Source organism: Streptomyces xanthochromogenes (assembly GCF_014650455.1).
GTDB lineage: Bacteria > Actinomycetota > Actinomycetes > Streptomycetales > Streptomycetaceae > Streptomyces > Streptomyces xanthochromogenes.
This window is the reverse complement of sequence record NZ_BMUZ01000015.1, coordinates 221,565-238,119: the sequence shown is the minus strand read 5'-3', so window position 1 is coordinate 238,119 and position 16,555 is coordinate 221,565. Positions and strand designations below refer to the sequence as shown.

Annotated in this window: 12 protein-coding genes; 3 read left to right on the top strand and 9 right to left on the bottom strand. The window is 71.5% G+C overall.

Annotation, left to right across the window (positions count from 1 at the left end; genetic code table 11):
• Positions 1-4 precede the first annotated feature (4 nt).
• Positions 5-592, top strand: a complete 588-nt coding sequence (locus IE267_RS33550; RefSeq protein ID WP_167153318.1) for a response regulator — start codon at positions 5-7, stop codon at positions 590-592.
• 9 nt (positions 593-601) lie between these two features.
• On the opposite strand, the gene IE267_RS33545 is transcribed toward IE267_RS33550, so the two are convergent.
• On the bottom strand, positions 602-2,485 hold the full coding sequence (locus tag IE267_RS33545) for an AMP-dependent synthetase/ligase (RefSeq protein ID WP_189765727.1): 1,884 nt from the start codon (positions 2,483-2,485) through the stop codon (positions 602-604).
• A gap of 235 nt (positions 2,486-2,720) precedes the next feature.
• Complete coding sequence (gene lepA / locus IE267_RS33540; protein ID WP_100578274.1) at positions 2,721-4,586, bottom strand: translation elongation factor 4; 1,866 nt, start codon at positions 4,584-4,586, stop codon at positions 2,721-2,723.
• Between the two features lie 226 nt (positions 4,587-4,812).
• Here lepA and rpsT point away from each other — a divergent pair, with 226 nt between their 5' ends.
• Positions 4,813-5,079, top strand: coding sequence for a 30S ribosomal protein S20 (rpsT, locus tag IE267_RS33535; protein WP_053726104.1), 267 nt, complete (start codon positions 4,813-4,815; stop codon positions 5,077-5,079).
• 204 nt (positions 5,080-5,283) lie between these two features.
• On the opposite strand, the gene IE267_RS33530 is transcribed toward rpsT, so the two are convergent.
• From IE267_RS33530 to IE267_RS33515, 4 genes are all read right to left on the bottom strand, one after another.
• Entirely contained in the window at positions 5,284-6,120 is an 837-nt protein-coding gene (locus tag IE267_RS33530; protein ID WP_161247446.1) for a 4'-phosphopantetheinyl transferase family protein, read from the bottom strand.
• The gene (locus tag IE267_RS33525; RefSeq protein WP_189765726.1) at positions 6,117-7,850 is read right to left on the bottom strand and encodes an acyl-CoA dehydrogenase; all 1,734 of its coding nucleotides are present in this window, start codon (positions 7,848-7,850) and stop codon (positions 6,117-6,119) included. The genes IE267_RS33530 and IE267_RS33525 overlap by 4 nt, the downstream gene beginning before the upstream one ends.
• A gap of 4 nt (positions 7,851-7,854) precedes the next feature.
• Positions 7,855-9,570 (bottom strand): fatty acyl-AMP ligase, encoded by a 1,716-nt coding sequence (locus tag IE267_RS33520; RefSeq protein ID WP_167153313.1) that lies wholly within the window; start codon positions 9,568-9,570, stop codon positions 7,855-7,857.
• A gap of 102 nt (positions 9,571-9,672) precedes the next feature.
• Positions 9,673-10,011 (bottom strand): DUF6059 family protein, encoded by a 339-nt coding sequence (locus IE267_RS33515; protein WP_167150895.1) that lies wholly within the window; start codon positions 10,009-10,011, stop codon positions 9,673-9,675.
• 269 nt (positions 10,012-10,280) lie between these two features.
• On the opposite strand from IE267_RS33515, the gene IE267_RS33510 reads away from it, so the two are divergent.
• Positions 10,281-10,895 carry a response regulator transcription factor gene (locus IE267_RS33510; protein ID WP_053726109.1) on the top strand — a complete coding sequence of 205 codons (615 nt, stop codon included), beginning with the start codon at positions 10,281-10,283 and terminating at the stop codon, positions 10,893-10,895.
• A gap of 81 nt (positions 10,896-10,976) precedes the next feature.
• On the opposite strand, the gene IE267_RS33505 is transcribed toward IE267_RS33510, so the two are convergent.
• From IE267_RS33505 to IE267_RS33495, 3 genes are all read right to left on the bottom strand, one after another.
• Positions 10,977-13,298 (bottom strand): sensor histidine kinase, encoded by a 2,322-nt coding sequence (locus tag IE267_RS33505; RefSeq protein ID WP_189765725.1) that lies wholly within the window; start codon positions 13,296-13,298, stop codon positions 10,977-10,979.
• 127 nt (positions 13,299-13,425) lie between these two features.
• The gene (locus tag IE267_RS33500; RefSeq protein WP_189765724.1) at positions 13,426-15,804 is read right to left on the bottom strand and encodes a sensor histidine kinase; all 2,379 of its coding nucleotides are present in this window, start codon (positions 15,802-15,804) and stop codon (positions 13,426-13,428) included.
• Between the two features lie 95 nt (positions 15,805-15,899).
• On the bottom strand, positions 15,900-16,544 hold the full coding sequence (locus tag IE267_RS33495; protein WP_189765723.1) for a hypothetical protein: 645 nt from the start codon (positions 16,542-16,544) through the stop codon (positions 15,900-15,902).
• Between the last annotated feature and the right edge of the window lie 11 nt (positions 16,545-16,555).

The window sequence follows — 16,555 nt, the reverse complement described above, 5'->3', positions numbered from 1 at the left end:
CGGCATGAGCCCACAGGCACCACCGCACGACGGCGCCGGCATCCTCCTCGTCGACGACATGGAGGACAACCTGGTCGCCCTGGAGGCCGTCCTCGGATCTCTCAACGAGCCGCTGGTACGGGCCCGTTCGGGCGAGGAGGCGATGAAGGCACTGTTGCGCCGGCGATTCGCGGTGGTGCTGCTCGACGTGCGGATGCCCGGCATGGACGGCTTCGAGACGGCCTCCCACATCAAGCGCCTCGACCAGACCAAGGACGTGCCGATCATCTTCCTGACGGGCAGCGACGGCGACGACGGCTACGCGTTCCGGGGCTATGCGACCGGAGCGGCCGACTTCCTCACCAAGCCCTTCGACCCCTGGGTGCTGCGCGCCAAGGTGAAGGTGTTCCTCGAACTGCACCGCAAGAACCGGCAGTTGGAGTGGATGCTGGCGGGCGACCGGGAGCAGCTCGACGAGATCGGCGCGCGGCTCGGCGCGATCGAGGACGAGCTGGCCCGGGGCGAGCGGAGCGAGATGGCCGAGCTGCGCCACCAGATGGCCCGGCTCGAAGAGGCGCTGCGGGCCCTGAAGCGGGCCCGCAGCAACCCCTGACGGGCGGGCTCAGGCCTCGCGGGAGCCCGCGTACATCTCCTCGATCAGGGCCCGGTACTCGCGCTCCACGACCGGGCGCTTCAGCTTGAGGCTGGGCGTCAACTCGCCGTGCTCGATGTCGAGATCGCGGGGAAGCAGCCGGAACTTCTTGATCGTCTGCCAGCGCTGGAGGCCTTCGTTGAGGCGCTTGACGTAGCCGTCGACCAACTCCAGTGTCTGCGGGGCGGCGACGACGTCGGCGTAGTCGCCCTTGATGCCCTGCTCCTCGGCCCAGCCGAGGATGGTGGGCTCGTCGAGCGAGATCAGCGCGGTGCAGAAGTTCCGGTCGGCGCCGTGCACCAGGATGTTGGAGACGAACGGGCAGACGGCCTTGAACTGGCCCTCGACCTCGGCGGGCGCGATGTACTTGCCGCCGGAGGTCTTGATGAGGTCCTTCTTGCGGTCGGTGATGCGCAGATAGCCGTCCGCGGACAGCTCGCCGATGTCACCGGTGTGGAACCAGCCGTCGGACTCCAGGACCTCGGCGGTCTTCTCGGGCAGCCGGTGGTAGCCCTCCATGATGCCGGGGCCGCGCAGCAGGATCTCGCCGTCGTCCGCGATCCGCACCTCGGTGCCGGGCAGCGGCTTGCCGACGGTGCCGGTGCGGTAGGCCTCGCCCGGGTTGACGAAGGAGGCGGCCGAGGACTCGGTGAGGCCGTAGCCCTCCAGGATGTGGATGCCGGCGCCGGCGAAGAAGAAGCCGATCTCGGGCGCGAGCGCGGCCGAGCCGGAGACACAGGCCCGCAGCCGTCCGCCGAACGCCTCCCGGATCTTGCTGTAGACGAGGGCGTCGGCCACCTTGTGCTTGGCCGACAGGGCGAAGGGCGCGCCGGTCCGGCCGGTGCGGCGGAAATTGTCCTGGCTGACCTTCGCGTACTCGCGGGCCACCCCGGCCGCCCACTGGAAGATCTTGTACTTGGCGCCGCCGCCCTCGCGGGCCTTGCTCGCGACGCCGTTGTAGACCTTCTCGAAGATGCGGGGCACGGCCGCCATGTAGGTCGGCTGGACCACCGGCAGATTCTCGATGATCTTGTCGATCCGGCCGTCGACCGCCGTGACGTGCCCGACCTCGATCTGGCCGGAGGTCAGCACCTTGCCGAAGACGTGGGCGAGCGGCAGCCACAGGTACTGGACGTCGTCGGCGGTGATGAGACCGGTCGCCACGGTGGCCCGGGCCATGTACGACCAGTTGTCGTGCGGCAGCCGCACGCCCTTGGGGCGGCCGGTGGTGCCGGAGGTGTAGATGAGGGTGGCGAGCTGGTCGGCGGTGATGGCCGCGATCCGCTCCTTGACCGCCTCCGGGTTCTTCTCCAGGTGGGCCGCGCCGCGCGCCTCCAGGTCGGCGAGGCTGAGCACCCAGCCCTCCGGGTCGCCCTCGGCGGGCTCGGCGCCGGCCGGGTCGATGACGACGACGTGCCTCAGCTCCGGCAGCTCGGCGCGGCGCTCGCGGGCCTTGGCCAGCTGGGCCGCGTCCTCGGCGATCAGTACCCGGCTCTCGGAGTCGGCCAGGATGAACGCCGACTCCTCGGCGTTGGTGGAGGGGTAGATCGTGGTCGTGGCGGCCCCGGCGCACATCACCCCGAGGTCGGCCAGGATCCACTCGACACGGGTGGAGGAGGCGAGCGCGACCCGCTCCTCGGCCCGCACTCCGAGGTCGGCGAGGCCGGCGGCGATCGCGTAGACCCGCTCGGCGGCCTGGGCCCAGCTCAGCGACTTCCACTCGTCGGGGCGCCCGGCGCTGCCCGGCACGGGGTAGCGGTAGGCCTCCGCGTCCGGCGTGGCGTCCACGCGCTGGACGAAGAGGGTCGCCACGGACGGCGGCCGGTTCTCGATCAAGGTCTGTGTGTCGCTCACGACGTCCTCCGGGCTGGCCTGCGGCAAGGCTGCGCGACTGGTTTTGTTGTTCGAGTGCTCTGGCTGTCCGACCCTTGTTAACTGGCGAGTAACCATCGGGCCGTGATCAGAGTAAGGCGCCGCCGCCCGGCGCGTAAGGGGCAACGGAGGGTGGTTTCATAACGAACGGACCCCCGTGCGAAGGCGCGGGGGTCCGTTGTGGCGGTGGTGCGAAGGGCCGGTGATCGCGGGCGTACTACTTCTTCTTGCCGCCCGACTCGTCGCTGGAGAGCACCGCGATGAAGGCCTCCTGGGGGACCTCGACCGAGCCCACCATCTTCATCCGCTTCTTGCCCTCCTTCTGCTTCTCGAGCAGCTTGCGCTTACGCGAGATGTCACCGCCGTAGCACTTGGCGAGGACGTCCTTGCGGATGGCGCGGATCGTCTCGCGGGCGATGACCCGGGAGCCGATCGCGGCCTGGACGGGCACCTCGAAGGCCTGGCGCGGGATGAGCTCGCGCAGCTTGGCGACCAGGCGCACGCCGTAGGCGTAGGCGGCGTCCTTGTGGCAGACCGCCGAGAAGGCGTCGACCTTGTCGCCGTGCAGCAGGATGTCGACCTTGACCAGGCTGGCGGCCTGCTCGCCGGTGGGCTCGTAGTCGAGGGAGGCGTAGCCGCGGGTCTTGGACTTCAGCTGGTCGAAGAAGTCGAAGACGATCTCCGCGAGCGGCAGCGTGTAGCGGATCTCGACCCGGTCCTCGGAGAGGTAGTCCATGCCGAGCAGGGTGCCGCGGCGGGTCTGGCACAGCTCCATGATCGAGCCGATGAACTCCGACGGGGCGAGGATCGTGGCCCGCACGACCGGCTCGTACACGTCCGAGATCTTGCCCTCGGGGAACTCGCTCGGGTTGGTGACGGTGACCTCCTTGCCGTCCTCCAGGACGACCCGGTAGACCACGTTGGGCGCGGTCGCGATGAGGTCGAGGTTGAACTCGCGCTCCAGGCGCTCGCGGATCACGTCGAGGTGCAGCAGGCCGAGGAAGCCGACGCGGAAGCCGAAGCCGAGGGCCGCGGAGGTCTCCGGCTCGTACACCAGGGCGGCGTCGTTGAGCTGGAGCTTGTCCAGGGCCTCGCGCAGGTCCGGGTAGTCCGAGCCGTCCAGCGGATACAGACCCGAGAAGACCATCGGCTTCGGGTCCTTGTAGCCGCCGAGGGCTTCGGTGGCGCCGTTGTGCAGGCTGGTGATGGTGTCACCGACCTTGGACTGACGGACGTCCTTCACGCCGGTGATGATGTAGCCCACCTCGCCGACGCCGATGCCGTCGGCCGGGGTCATCTCGGGGGACGAGACGCCGATCTCAAGCAGCTCGTGGGTGGCGCCGGTCGACATCATGCGGATGCGCTCGCGCTTGTTGAGCTGGCCGTCGACCACGCGGACATAGGTGACGACACCGCGGTAGGAGTCGTACACCGAGTCGAAGATCATCGCGCGGGCGGGCGCGTCGGCGATGCCGACCGGGGCGGGCACGTCGCGGACCACGCGGTCCAGGAGCGCGTCCACGCCCACGCCGGTCTTCGCCGAGACCTTGAGCACGTCCTCGGGCTGGCAGCCGATGAGGTTGGCGAGCTCCTCGGAGAACTTCTCGGGCTGTGCGGCCGGCAGGTCGATCTTGTTGAGGACGGGAACGATGGTGAGGTCGTTCTCCATGGCCAGGTACAGGTTGGCCAGCGTCTGCGCCTCGATGCCCTGGGCGGCGTCGACGAGCAGGACGGTGCCCTCGCAGGCGGCGAGCGAGCGCGACACCTCGTACGTGAAGTCCACGTGGCCCGGGGTGTCGATCATGTTCAGGATGTGGGCCCGGCCCTGGCCGGGGCCGTCGCTGGGGGCCCACGGCAGACGGACCGCCTGGGACTTGATCGTGATGCCGCGCTCGCGCTCGATGTCCATGCGGTCGAGGTACTGGGCACGCATCTGCCGCTGGTCGACCACACCGGTCAGCTGGAGCATCCGGTCGGCAAGGGTCGACTTGCCGTGGTCGATGTGGGCGATGATGCAGAAGTTGCGGATCAGCGCCGGGTCGGTACGGCTCGGCTCGGGCACGTTGGGAGGAGTCGCGGGCACGCAGGGTCCTGATTCTTGAGGCCCGCGGGTCTGATCGCGGCGCCTCGTCTCGGGTCGACGACGGTTCGATACGTAAGTAGCAGCCCCTATCGTCCCACGCCTGCGGGCCTGCGCCCGGTTTGGGCCGGTCGGGGGGCGGCTGGTAACGTGGACAGCTGTGTCTCGTCACCCTTGTGGCGGCGGGGCCGACCTAAGATCGAATCATCGAACCTGCAAAGGCTCTTTCGTGGCGAACATCAAGTCCCAGATCAAGCGGAACAAGACGAACGAGAAGGCGCGCCTGCGCAACAAGTCCGTCAAGTCCTCCCTGCGCACCTTCATCCGCAAGGCCAACGAGGCTGTCGCCGCCGGCGACGTCGAGAAGGCCACGGCCGCGACCCGCGCCGCTTCGCGTCAGCTCGACAAGGCTGTCTCGAAGGGTGTCATCCACAAGAACGCCGCCGCCAACAAGAAGTCGGCGCTGGCGCACAAGGTGGCCGGCCTCCAGGGCTGAAACACCCCGCTTCATCTGATCGACCCGCCCGACGGGACCAAGCGGCCCCTCTACCGCTCCCCGACGGCACCCCAGTGCCGCGCGCGGACGCGTTCGCCACGCGGGCGCGGCGCTAGCCAAAAGTAACGCGAAGGCCCCGTTCCGTCCTTCCCCAGGACGGAACGGGGCCTTCGTGCTGTCCGCGCGCGGCCGTACCGCACGCGCTCAGTGCGGTACGCGGCCGACCAGGTCGACGACCTCGCCGAGGAAGCCCTCGTCGAGCATGGTGGACACCGCGGTGTCGCCCTCGTCGCGCAGCCCCGCGTCGTGGCAGGCCACCCCCACCAGATAGCCGCCGTCGAGCTCGAAGGTGGCGAAGGCCCACTCGCCGTGCGAGGCGGGCTCGCCCTGCGGGGTGAGCAGGGTCGCGGCCTCGGCGTCGAAGCCGAACTGGGTGAAGCCCATCCGCATGCCCTGCCCGAGCGCCTTGGTGTACGCCTCCTTCAGGGTCCAGGTCCGCACCAGGCGGCGCTGCTGCTCGGCCTCGTCGAGCGCGCCGAGCCAGCGTCGCTCGGCGGGGGTGCACAGATGGCGCTGGACGGCGGAGTACTGGATGCGGCGGTCGGCGAGCTCGGTGTCGACGCCAACCCGGCCGCGCCGGTTGAGGCCGACCACCAGGAGGTCCCGGGTGTGGCTGAGGCTGACCTCGATCTGGTCGCAGCCGCGCAGATAGGGGCGCCCGCCCGCCTTGGAGGCGAGCTCGACGGTCTCGGGCGGGGTCTGCAGGGCGGCGCCGGCGGTGTACTTCACCAGGAGCCGGGACGCGGCGAAGCGGTCGCGGGCCTCGGGGTCGGCGAGGTTGTTGAGCCGTTGCCAGTCGCGGGCGCCGAGCAGTGGGCGCAGCTGGGGGTCGGCGATGGCCGCCGGCAGCCAGTCCCGCCAGCTCGCGTGCACCACGACATGGCCGTGCCACGCCATGGACTGCCGCACCCGGCTCCATGGGCTGTCGGGTCCCGGCATCAGAAGGGGTTCGGCGATGCCCGTCCTCTTGAGGGGGCTCATGGGGTACCTGCTTCCGCCAGAGGCGCGTCGTGGAGATCGAAACTGCGGCCGGCCCGAAAGCGCGCCAGCAGCTCCTCCGCGACCCGGTCGACGCAGTCCGGCGGCAGCGGAGGAAGGGTGAGGCCGAGCCTGCGCCCGTAGCGGTGCAGGGCGAGCACCAGCCAGGCGGGGTCGGCGAGGAATCCGGCGCCGCGCCGGTGGTGCTCCCACCGGGCCAGGGCGGCGCCGGCCGCGGAGAGCACCGAGTGCCGGTCGGCGAGGGCGGCGGTCGCGGGGCTCGCGAGAACGGCCCGGTCACCGGGCTCGATGAGCAGGCAGGCCTCGCGCAGGGCGAGCAGGTCGGCGTGGAAGGCGGCGGCCATCGTCCGGAGTGCCTCGCCGTACGGTCCTTCGGGTACGGAGCCGGCGAGGCGGGCGGCGACCGCGGTGAGGGACGCGGCGAGGAAGTCGCCGCCGCCCGCGACTTCGAGGCTGCCGATGTCGAGGTGCGGCACGGACTCGGCGGCGCCGAACAGGACGCCGGGCGGCTCGGCCTCCCGTCCCCAGAAGTGCCGTGCCAGGGCCGGGAGTTGGGGGATGACGACGGCCTGGCAGGAGGCGGTGCCGGCGTGGCCGAGTCCGGCGGCGGGCAGATCGCGCAGGAGCTTGGTCAGCATGCCCTGGTCGGTGTCGCGGCTGTAGCCGCCGGCTCCGAGGACGGTGGCGAGCTCCTCCAGGTCGTCCCGGAGCAGATCCGGTACGAGGTACTTGAGTTCGGCCGCGGCCAGATGGGCGGCGCCGGGCAGCAGGGACAGGGCGCGCAGCACGGCGGTGGCCATCGCGTCGCCCGCCAGCAGATCGGCGAACACGCCTGCCAGGACGCCGCGTTGACGCCGGCCGAGGGTCTCGCCGGCGAGGGCTGCCCGTACGGCGGCGCGCAGCACGGTGTCCACGGAGGCGATGACGGCGCCGGTGATCAGGGTGCGGTTGAGCTGGAAGGTGCGCAGCGCGAGCCGTACGCCCGCGCCGAGTTCACCGACCAGCGCGTCCCCGGGCACCTCGCACTCGTCGAACTCGTAACCGGCGAAGCGGCAGCCACGCATGCCGGTGGTGGGCTGCCGCTTGAGCAACCGCACGCCGTCGTCGGGCAGTTGGGCGGGGTCGAGCAGGAACACCGAGTGCGAGGCGGGCCCCGGCGCGGGGTCGGTGCGGACGTAGGCGACGACGGCACCCGCGCGTTCGGCGTTGATGACGACGTCCTTGCGGCCGTCCAGGACGAAGCCGCCGGAGTACTCCATGGCGGTGAGTTCGCCGCGCAGCATGGCGGTGCCGTGGGCGAGCGAGCGGTGCACGATGGCCGCGCGGCCGCCCGCCACCAGGAGCTTCGCGACGCTCTCGCGCTGCCGGGGCGATCCGGCGGCGAACACCGGGGCGGCCGCGAACAGCGAGGTGATGCCGTAGCCGAAGGCGAGGGCGACATCGCGCCGGAAGACCGGGCGCAGCATCCGCATCAGCTGGTCGGCGTCGCGCAGCCGGCCGCCGAGCGCGACCGGCACCAGCTCGGCGCCGAAGCCCTCCTCGTCGAGCAACTCCTCGGCCGCCGACAGGAGTTCGCTAGAGCCGTCGGCGGCGAGCAGGGCGCGGAAGCCGAGCGGGTTGGCCGGGTCGCAGGGGTCGCCGAAGCGGAATTCGAGTCGCTCGGCGCGCCGGCGTACGTCCGGGTCGGCGACCCGGACGGCGGTCTCGGTCATGGACTCAGCCTCCTTCCGCGGCGTACGGCGGCGCCGAGGCGTACAGCGGGCGTAGTTCGCCCCGCAGATAGAGCTCGCGCATGAGCGAGCGGCGGACCTTGCCGCTGGTGGTGCGGCGCACGGTGCCGGGGCGGACCAGGAGCACCCCGCCGAGGGACGCGCCGAACTCCGCGTGCAGGCAGCCGCGCACCCGCTCGGCGAGGTCGGCGAGCTGGCCGTGGCTCCAGCCGGCGCCGCGGATCTCCTGGATGGCGACGATCTGTTCGTGCTCGGCGGGCGCGGAGAGCACCACGGCGGAGCCGAACGGCGCGCCGGATCGGGCGAGTTGGCGCTCGGCCTCCTGCGGGTGCAGGGTGCGGCCGTCGACGAGGAGGGCGTCCTTGATGCGGCCGGTGAGGTACAGCTCTCCGTCGCGGAGCGCGCCGAGGTCGCCGGTGCGCAGGAAGCCGTACTCGCCGGAGGCGGTGGCGTGCCCGAAGGCGGCGGCGGTCTCCAGGGGACGGCGCCAATAGCCGTCGGCGACGGCGTCGCCGCGCACCCAGATCTCACCGACCGCCCCCTCGGGCAGCACGGCGGAGCTGCGCGGGTCGACGATGCGTACGGTGACGCCGCGGGCGGTTCCGCAGCCGGCCAGGGTGCGTACCGGGTGGCCCGGCACCGGGGGCGTCAGCTCGCCGCGCTCCAGGGCTTCGGCGGAGACGGTGGCCGGGGCGGGCGGCAGCCGGTCGGCGAGGCTGACCAGGAGGGTGGCCTCGGCGAGCCCGTATCCGGCGGCGAGCGCGCCGGGTCTCAGCCCGGCGGCCGCGAAGCGGTGGGCGAAGGCGGTGAGGGTGACGGCGGAGACCGGTTCGGAGGCGTTGACGGCGGTGGTCAGCGCGCTCAGGTCGAGGCTCGCGAGATCCTCGTCGGTGGCATCGGCCAGGCACCTGGCGTACGCGGAGTCGGGGGCCGCGGTGACGGTGACGCGGTGCCGGGCCACCTCGCGCAGCCAGCTCAACGGGTCGGCGGCGAAGCGGCGTCCGGGCATCAGGACGGCTGTGGCGCCGAGCCAGAGCGGGTGCAGGAGCTGGCCGATCAGGCCCAGGTCGTGGTGGAGCGGGAGCCAGCCGCCGATGCGGGCGCTCTCGTCGGTGCCGAGCGCGGCGCGCAGGCTCTCCATGGTGGCGAGGAGGTTGGCGTGGGTGACCTGGACGCCGCGGGGGGCGGCGGTGGACCCGGAGGTGTACTGGAGCAGCGCGGTGTCGGCGCCGTCCGGGGCGGGCGGGTGCCAGTCGGCGCCGTCGTCCGGGAGGCAGTCGACGGCCAGGCACACGACGGAGGAGCGCCCGGCGTCCGCGAGGCGCCGGGAGAGTTCGCCGGCGTGGGCGGACTCGGTGAGCATGACGGCGGCGTCGGTCTCGGCGGCGATGGCCGCGGTGCGCTCGGCCGCGGCCCGTGAGGTGTCCGGGGGCGGTACGGGAACGGCGACGGCACCCGCGTACAGGCAGCCCACCAGCGCGGTGACGGCGGCCGGTCCCTCGTCCATGGAGATGAGGACGGGCCGGCCGGCCGTGCGGCGGCGCAGCAGCGCGGCCGCCACGGCCCGGGCCCGTGCGTCGAGTTCCCCGTAGGTGTGCCCTTCGGCGTTGCCGTCACCGTCGAGGCAGAGCAGGGCGGTCCGTGCGGCCCTGTCGGCGAACCGGGCCGCCAGTGCCTGCGTGAAGCCCGTGGCTTGGGTCATCCTCTGCTCCCTGGTGCTCGGACGGATGGTTGGTTCCCCTACTCTGCGCGTCTCCCCTCGACGGGTACTTGAAGATCAACTGTGCTGCGGCGGACGGGCCGCTCATCTTCTGTGTCCGGGCACCTCGTTCAGGAGGTCCTGCAGGAGCGCGAGTTCCTGGCGGGTGAGCGGGACGTCGGGGCGCAGCCGTTCGGGATGGCCGGGTGGCGGGCCGTCGGCGTCGGTGCGCAGCATCAGCCGGAAGCCGCTGTCGAGCGAGTGCAGGCGGGCCCTGTTCCCATCGGCTGCCGTCAGATACATGTCAACACCGCCGTGCACCATGAGGGCTTCGCCCAGAGGTCGCAGGTAGCGGCCGACGAGGCGGCGCCATGTGCCCTTGGGACGGCGACGGGCGGAGCCTTCGACTCCGCCCGGAACGTCCGGGTTCTTCCCGCGGGCCATGTCAGAGAACACCTTCCGAGCTGGGGTGTCCGTTCATGTTCACGTCACCTCTCCCTTCCCCCCGGCCGCCGGACGGCGCCTGGGTGGAGGGAGGATGGGAGCGACCACTTGAGCCGTGGTCGGGTTCTGGCTGAAAGGTGCGGGTACCGAAGCGCGCGTACCGGTCCTCAAACGGCATGTGCCGGATTACTCTCAGCCCCGGGATCCGGCGGCGGCCTATTGCATAATCCTTAGCAACCGACCCATGATCCAGCACAACGGGGGGCACCATGGTGCGAGTTCTGATTGCCGAAGACATGCATATGCTGCGCAAGGCATTGGTGTCGCTCATTGAACTGGAGTCCGACCTGGAAGTGGTCGCCGAGCTGTCGTCGGGGACGGACATCGTGCCGACCGCGATGGCGATGCGGCCGGATGTCGCCGTTCTCGACATCGACCTGCCCGGCACCGACGGGATCACCGCCGCCGCCGGACTGCACACCTCGGTACCGGAGTGCCGCACGCTCATCCTGACCAGCCTGGGCAGACCGGGAAACCTCAGACGGGCCCTGGCCGCCCACGTCTCCGGCTTCCTCCCGAAGGACTCCGACCCGGACAGCCTGTGCGCCGCGATCCGTCAGGTCGCGGCGGGCGAGCGCGTCATCGACCCGCAACTCGCGCTCGCCACGCTCGACTCGGGCCCGTCCCCGCTCACCGACCGCGAGCGCGAAGTGCTGCAGCTCGCCTCCGAGGGCATGGAGGCCGGCCAGATCGCGTCCCGCCTCCACCTCTCCTCCGGCACCGTACGCAACTATCTGACCTCGGCCGTCAGCAAGCTCAACGCGCGTAACCGGGTCGATGCCATCCGTATCGCCCGCGAGGCGGGCTGGCTGCACTCGGTCTGAGCGCCGGCCCCGGCCGAGTCCGGCGGCTGCCGCCACAGCCCCGGCTGAAACGTTTCTCTACGGATGGGGCCGCGGCCTTCCTCAGGCCAGGAGCAGGGCGACATCGGCCCGCAGTTCGAACCGTCCGTCGGGGCGCGGCCCCGCGGTGAGCCGCCCGTTGACCGCCTCGACGCGTGTCGTCAGATTGCCGATGCCGCTGCCCCCGGCGAGCCGCTCGGCGCGTTCCGGGCACCGTCCGGCCTGGGCCCCGTCGTTGACGAGGGTCAGCCGCACCGCGCCCGCCGTCCGCACCGCGGTGATCTCGCAGCGGGCCGGTCTGCTGTGCCGGAGCATGTTCGTCAGGCCCTCGCGGACCATCGTGGCGAGCACGGTCTCCACGTCACCGGGCAGTTCGCCGCAGTCCAGGCGGACGGTGGCGTGGATGCCGGCGCCGGTCAGCATCGCCATGGCGTGCTCGGCCTCGGCGGTCAGGCACATCGGCCGGCTGCCGCCCGCCACGGCGCGCACGTCGGCGAGCGCGTCGCGCACGATGCCGAGCACCTCGGTCAGTTCGTGCCGCGCCTGCACCGGCCGGGTCGGCGCGAGCCGGCGCACCAGCTCGCACTTGAGCGTGATCGCGGACAGGCTGAACCCCAGCAGATCGTGCAGGTCGCGCGCGAACCGCAGACGCTCGCTCGTCACCGCGAGCCGGGCGATCTCGGCGCGGGAGCGGTGCAGTTCGGCGGCGAGCTGGGCCATCCTGGTCAGTCCGAAGACGACCACCGCGCAGATCGGCGTGTACGCGGCCTCGTAGATCACGTCCGGCACGGGCACCCCCACCGCGTACTGGGCCCCGGCTCCCGCCGCGGTGACCAGCACCAGAACCGGCCAGGCCAGCGGCGCGGGCAGCGCGAGCAGCGCCGACCCGGCGAGGAAGCCGGGCAGCCCCGCCCACTCCTTGCCGAACACCCAGAACGGCACGAACTGGAGCAGCGCCTGGAACCCCAGCGCCCCGAACCGCACCCGCCCCCGCCAGCGCGGGCCCCAGGAGAAGCGCCGGTGGAAGGACTCGGCGAGCTGGAGCGCGAGACAGCCGAGCAGACACAACTCCACGGTGGGCAGGCCGTGCGCGTACGGGGCGTAGGACCAGCCCTCGGCCGAGTACGCCAGGAAGTAGCCGACCAGGACGGCGAGGGTGATCGCGCTCGCGGCGCCGGGCATCACATCGGTGTGCCCGACCCGGGCGGCCCTGCGCCGGTCGCCGCCCGCGGTCCGCCGGCCCCGGCCGTCGGCGTCCGGTGCGACGGCCTCCTGCCGCAGCGGGACGACCGCCCGCAGCCGGAACCAGCCCCGGCCGTCGGCACCGTGGGTGAGGGAGCCGCCGAGTTCGCGCAGGCGGGAATCGAGCGCGGCCAGACCGCTGCCCGGCTCCGGCTTCGTGGCCCGGCCGCGGCCGACGCCGTCGTTGCCGAGCACGAGCACGGCAACGCCCCCGCCGCGCTCGGTGGTGATGACGCAGCGCTCGGCCCTGCTGTGCCGCAGCATGTTGGTCAGGCCCTCGCCGAGCACGGCGGCGAGGACGGTGTCCACGGCGGCGGGCAGTTCGCCGCAGCGGTGGCGCACGGTGGTGTCGATGCCCGCCGCCGAGAGCATCGAGACGGCCGCGTTCGCCTCGTCGGACAGGGACATCTGCCGGTAGCCGCGGCTGACCGACCGCACGTCGGCGAGTGCCTTGCGCGCGGTGCGCAGCACCTCGGCGACCTCGGCCTGCGCCGTGCCGGGCGCGTCCACGAGCAGCCGGTGGGCCAGCTCGCACTTCAGGGAGATCACGGACAGGCTGAGTCCGAGGACGTCGTGCAGGTCGCGCGCGAACCGTAACCGCTCCCCCGCGACCGCGAGGCGGGACAGCTCCTCGCGCGAGGCGTGCAGCCGGTCGATCATGTCGGACATCCGGGAGAGCCCGATGACGACGAGCGGAATCAGCACCGCCTCGATGCCGCCGTACACGAACTCGCCCGCGCCGAAGCGCAGTTGGTGGAAGAGCACGAACTCCCCGGCGACCGCGCAAGCGAAGAGCGGCCACCCGAGCGCCGCCGGGAAGACCAGCACCGCCGAGGCCGCGAAGAACTCGGTCATCCCGCCCCACGCGGCCCCGAACACGGCGATCGGAGCGTACGAGAGCAACCCGAGCAGCGCCCAGGTCGCATAGCGGTAGCGCCCCAGCCGGGGGATGAACCCCGGGAAGGAGTGCACCAGTTGCAGCCCCATGATCCCGGCGAAGCCGAGCACCGCGGCGGCCCCGTGCCACACCGACGGGCGCTCGACCCACACATGGCTGCCGTCGATCGTGCAGAGGCCGAGCAGCACCCCCGCGGTGATGGCGACCGCCGTACGCCGCGGCAGCGCCCGCCCGTCCCCACGCACCCGTTCCCCACGCACCGGTCCCCCGCGTACGGGTTGCCCACCCGTGCGGCAGGCCGCATCGGTCCCCAACTCTCCCCCATGAGCTTGCATCTCTTCGGTTGTGGCCGGCTCGTCGCCCAGCGTTCAATCAGGCCGCAGTGGCGAGGAGTTCGACCTCCGCCTTCAGCTCGAACCGCCCGCCCGGCCGCGCCCCCGCCTCCAGACGGCCGTTCACCGCGCTGACCCTGGTGGTCAGATTCCCGATCCCGCTGCCGCCGTTGACCTTCGAGTCGAGCCCCCTGTCCGAGCAGCCATCCACCCCGTCGTTGACGAGCGTCAGGCGCACTCCGGCCGCGGTGCGCTCCGCGGTGATCTCACAGTGGGCGGCCTTGCTGTGCCGCAGCATGTTGGTCAGGCCCTCCCGCAGCATGGTGGCGAGGACCGTCTCCACGTCGTCGGGAAGTTCACCGCAGTCGGTGTCGACGGTCGCCCGGATCCCCACCCCGGCCAGCATCGCGGTCGCGCTCTCCGCCTCGGCGGTCAGGCTCATCCGCTGGCGCCCCTCGGCGACCGTACGCACATCGGCAAGGGCCTGCCGTGCGATCCCCAGCACCTCGGTCAACTCCGCCTGTGCCTGCACCGGCCGGGTGGGTGCGAGCCGCCGAACCAGCTCGCACTTCAGCGTGATCGCGGACAGGCTGAACCCCAGCAGATCGTGCAGATCACGAGCGAAGCGCAGACGTTCCGTCGTCACCGCGAGGCGGGCGATCTCGGTACGGGAGCGGTGCAGTTCGGAGGCGAGCTGCGCCATGCGGGACAGGCCGAAGACGACCAGGGCGCACGTGACCGTGTAGGCGCTCTGCCATGTGATGTCCCACGGTGCGTTGCCCGCGGCGTACAGCTCGATACCGCAGGCCACCGTGACGGCGGTGAGCAGGGGCCAGGCCGCCGCGGCCGGAAGGGTGAGAAGAGCCGCACCGGCGACGAATCCCGGCAGCCCCACCCAGGTCTGGCCGAGGAAGACGGGCGGAACGAATTGGAGCAGGAGCAACGCCGCCAGGGCCCCGTGGCGCAGTGCCCGCCCCCGGCGCGCCAGCCTGGCGAAGCGCCACTGGAAAGAGATGGCCAGCTGGATGACGAGCGTGGCCGACAGACAGAGCTCCACTGCGAGCCCGTGGCCGAAGGCGGGGTGGTAGGCCATGGCTATCTCCGAGTAGGCCAGGAAGTAGCCGACCAGAACCGCGAACGCGATCGCCGAGGCCGCACGCGGGACGATGTCGGGATGGCCCAGGCCCCGAGGTGACAGAGTCGGCCGATCGGTGTCGGCGGCCTCGGGCGCGGTGGCGCGGCCCGGGCCGGGTTCCCCGTCGGCGTGGGCGGGCAGCGGCACGACTGCCTTGAGCCGGAACCAGCCCTGCCCGTCGGGCCCGTGGGTCAGGGTGCCACCGAGTTCCTGGATCCGGGAGTCGAGCGCGGCCAGGCCACTGTGCGTGCCGCTCTTCGGGATCCGCGATCGGCCGATTCCATCGTTGGCGAGCGTCAGCACGGCGCTGCCGTCGCGGCATACGGCCCGGATCTCGCACTGTTCGGCCTTGCTGTGCCGGAGCATGTTCGTCAGACCCTCGCGCAGCACGGTCGCGAGGACCGTGTCCACCACGGCGGGCAGAGCCGCACCGTCGACGTTCATGCTGGTGCGGATTCCCGCCGCGGACAGCATGGAGACTGCGGCGTTGGCCTCGCCGGACAACGACATCTCACGGTATCCGCGACTGACCGATCGCACGTCGGCCAGCGCCTTGCGCGAGGTGCGGAGCACCTCTCCGAGTTCCTCGTGGGCCTTGGCGGGCGCGTCGGCAAGCAGCCGGTAGGCGAGTTCGCACTTGAGGGAGATCGCGGACAGGCTGAAGCCGAGGACGTCGTGCAAGTCCCTTGCAAAACGCAGCCGTTCGCTGGCGACGGCCAGGCGGGAGAGCTCCTCGCGCGAGCGGTGCAGCTTCACGATCATGTCGGACATCCGCGAGAGCCCGATGACGATGAGCGGGATCAATACAGCCTCGATCACCGCGTACACGCCGGTTTCCCAGCCGGTCCCGTAGTGAAGGAAGACGAGGCTGTCTCCGACCGCCGCCAGACAGAACAGCGGCCAGCCGATCGTCGCGGGGAACACCAGCACGGCCGAGGCCGTGAAGAACTCCGTCATCCCGCCCCAGCCGACTCCGAAGGCGAGGATCGGCAGATACGTGAGCAGCCCCTGGGCCGCCCAGGTCGCGTACCGGTAACGGGGAGACCACGGCGCGAGGTTCGGAAAGGAATGGCCGAGTTGCAATCCCAGGATGGCGGCGAAGCCCAGGAGTCCGGCGACGAGCTCCCACCGCGGTGGCTGCTCCAGCCACACGTACGAGCCGTCGATGACGAAGAAGCCGACCAGCACCACGGCGGTGATGGCGATGGCTTTTCTCGGCGGCAGCACCTGGCTGCCGACATCAGCGGAAGAAATCTCCCCCTGGTCGACTATTCCTGCTTTCAACTGTCCCCCATGGTTTTCGGTGCCCGGTCAGAAGCACGTCTCCGGACCGGATCATAGGCAATTCCGCGGCCGGATCTGTAGTGCTCGACCGGTTCTCACAGGCGGGCCGCACCTCTGAGGTCGATGGCGGAGAGCACTCCGGCGGCGACCGCGTAGGCGCGCGCGGCCTGGACGACGCTCCGCGGCAGCGGAACGTCGCCCGGTGACCGAAAATCGCCCTTGCCCCCCTGGAGGTGGAACAGCAGTCGCGGAGCGTCGGGGCCGTGCAGTTCGACCCGGTGGTCGCAGCCCTCGTACGAGAGCACGGGGTCCTGCCCCGGCCTGCGCACGACCGCTTCCTTCGGTACTCGCAGATCACCTCCGGGGGCGACCGGGGGCGGGCGGAACGTGGCGTCCGGCGAGAGCGGTATCACGCTCAGCAGTGGAGAGGCGCCGATGGCGAGGTGCCGCACGATCACGTGCTGGAGGGGGTCGAGGGCATCGAGCAGTTCGCGGGACGCCTCGTTCCACTCCTGCTTGGGCACGTCGTATCCGGGAAAGCCCGGCACCACGTTGCCCAGCGAGACGGGGCCGAACTGCATCCGGTGCAGTGCCTCGCGCAGCAGCGGACCCGGCCGCTCCAGGCGCAGCTCCCCCCAGGGCGTACGCAGCACGGTGCTCTGGCCGAACAGCACCGTGACGTCCTCGCGCAGCGACCAGAACTCACCGAGTTCACGGGCCGCGAGGCGGTCGATACGCATGAGAGGGGGTC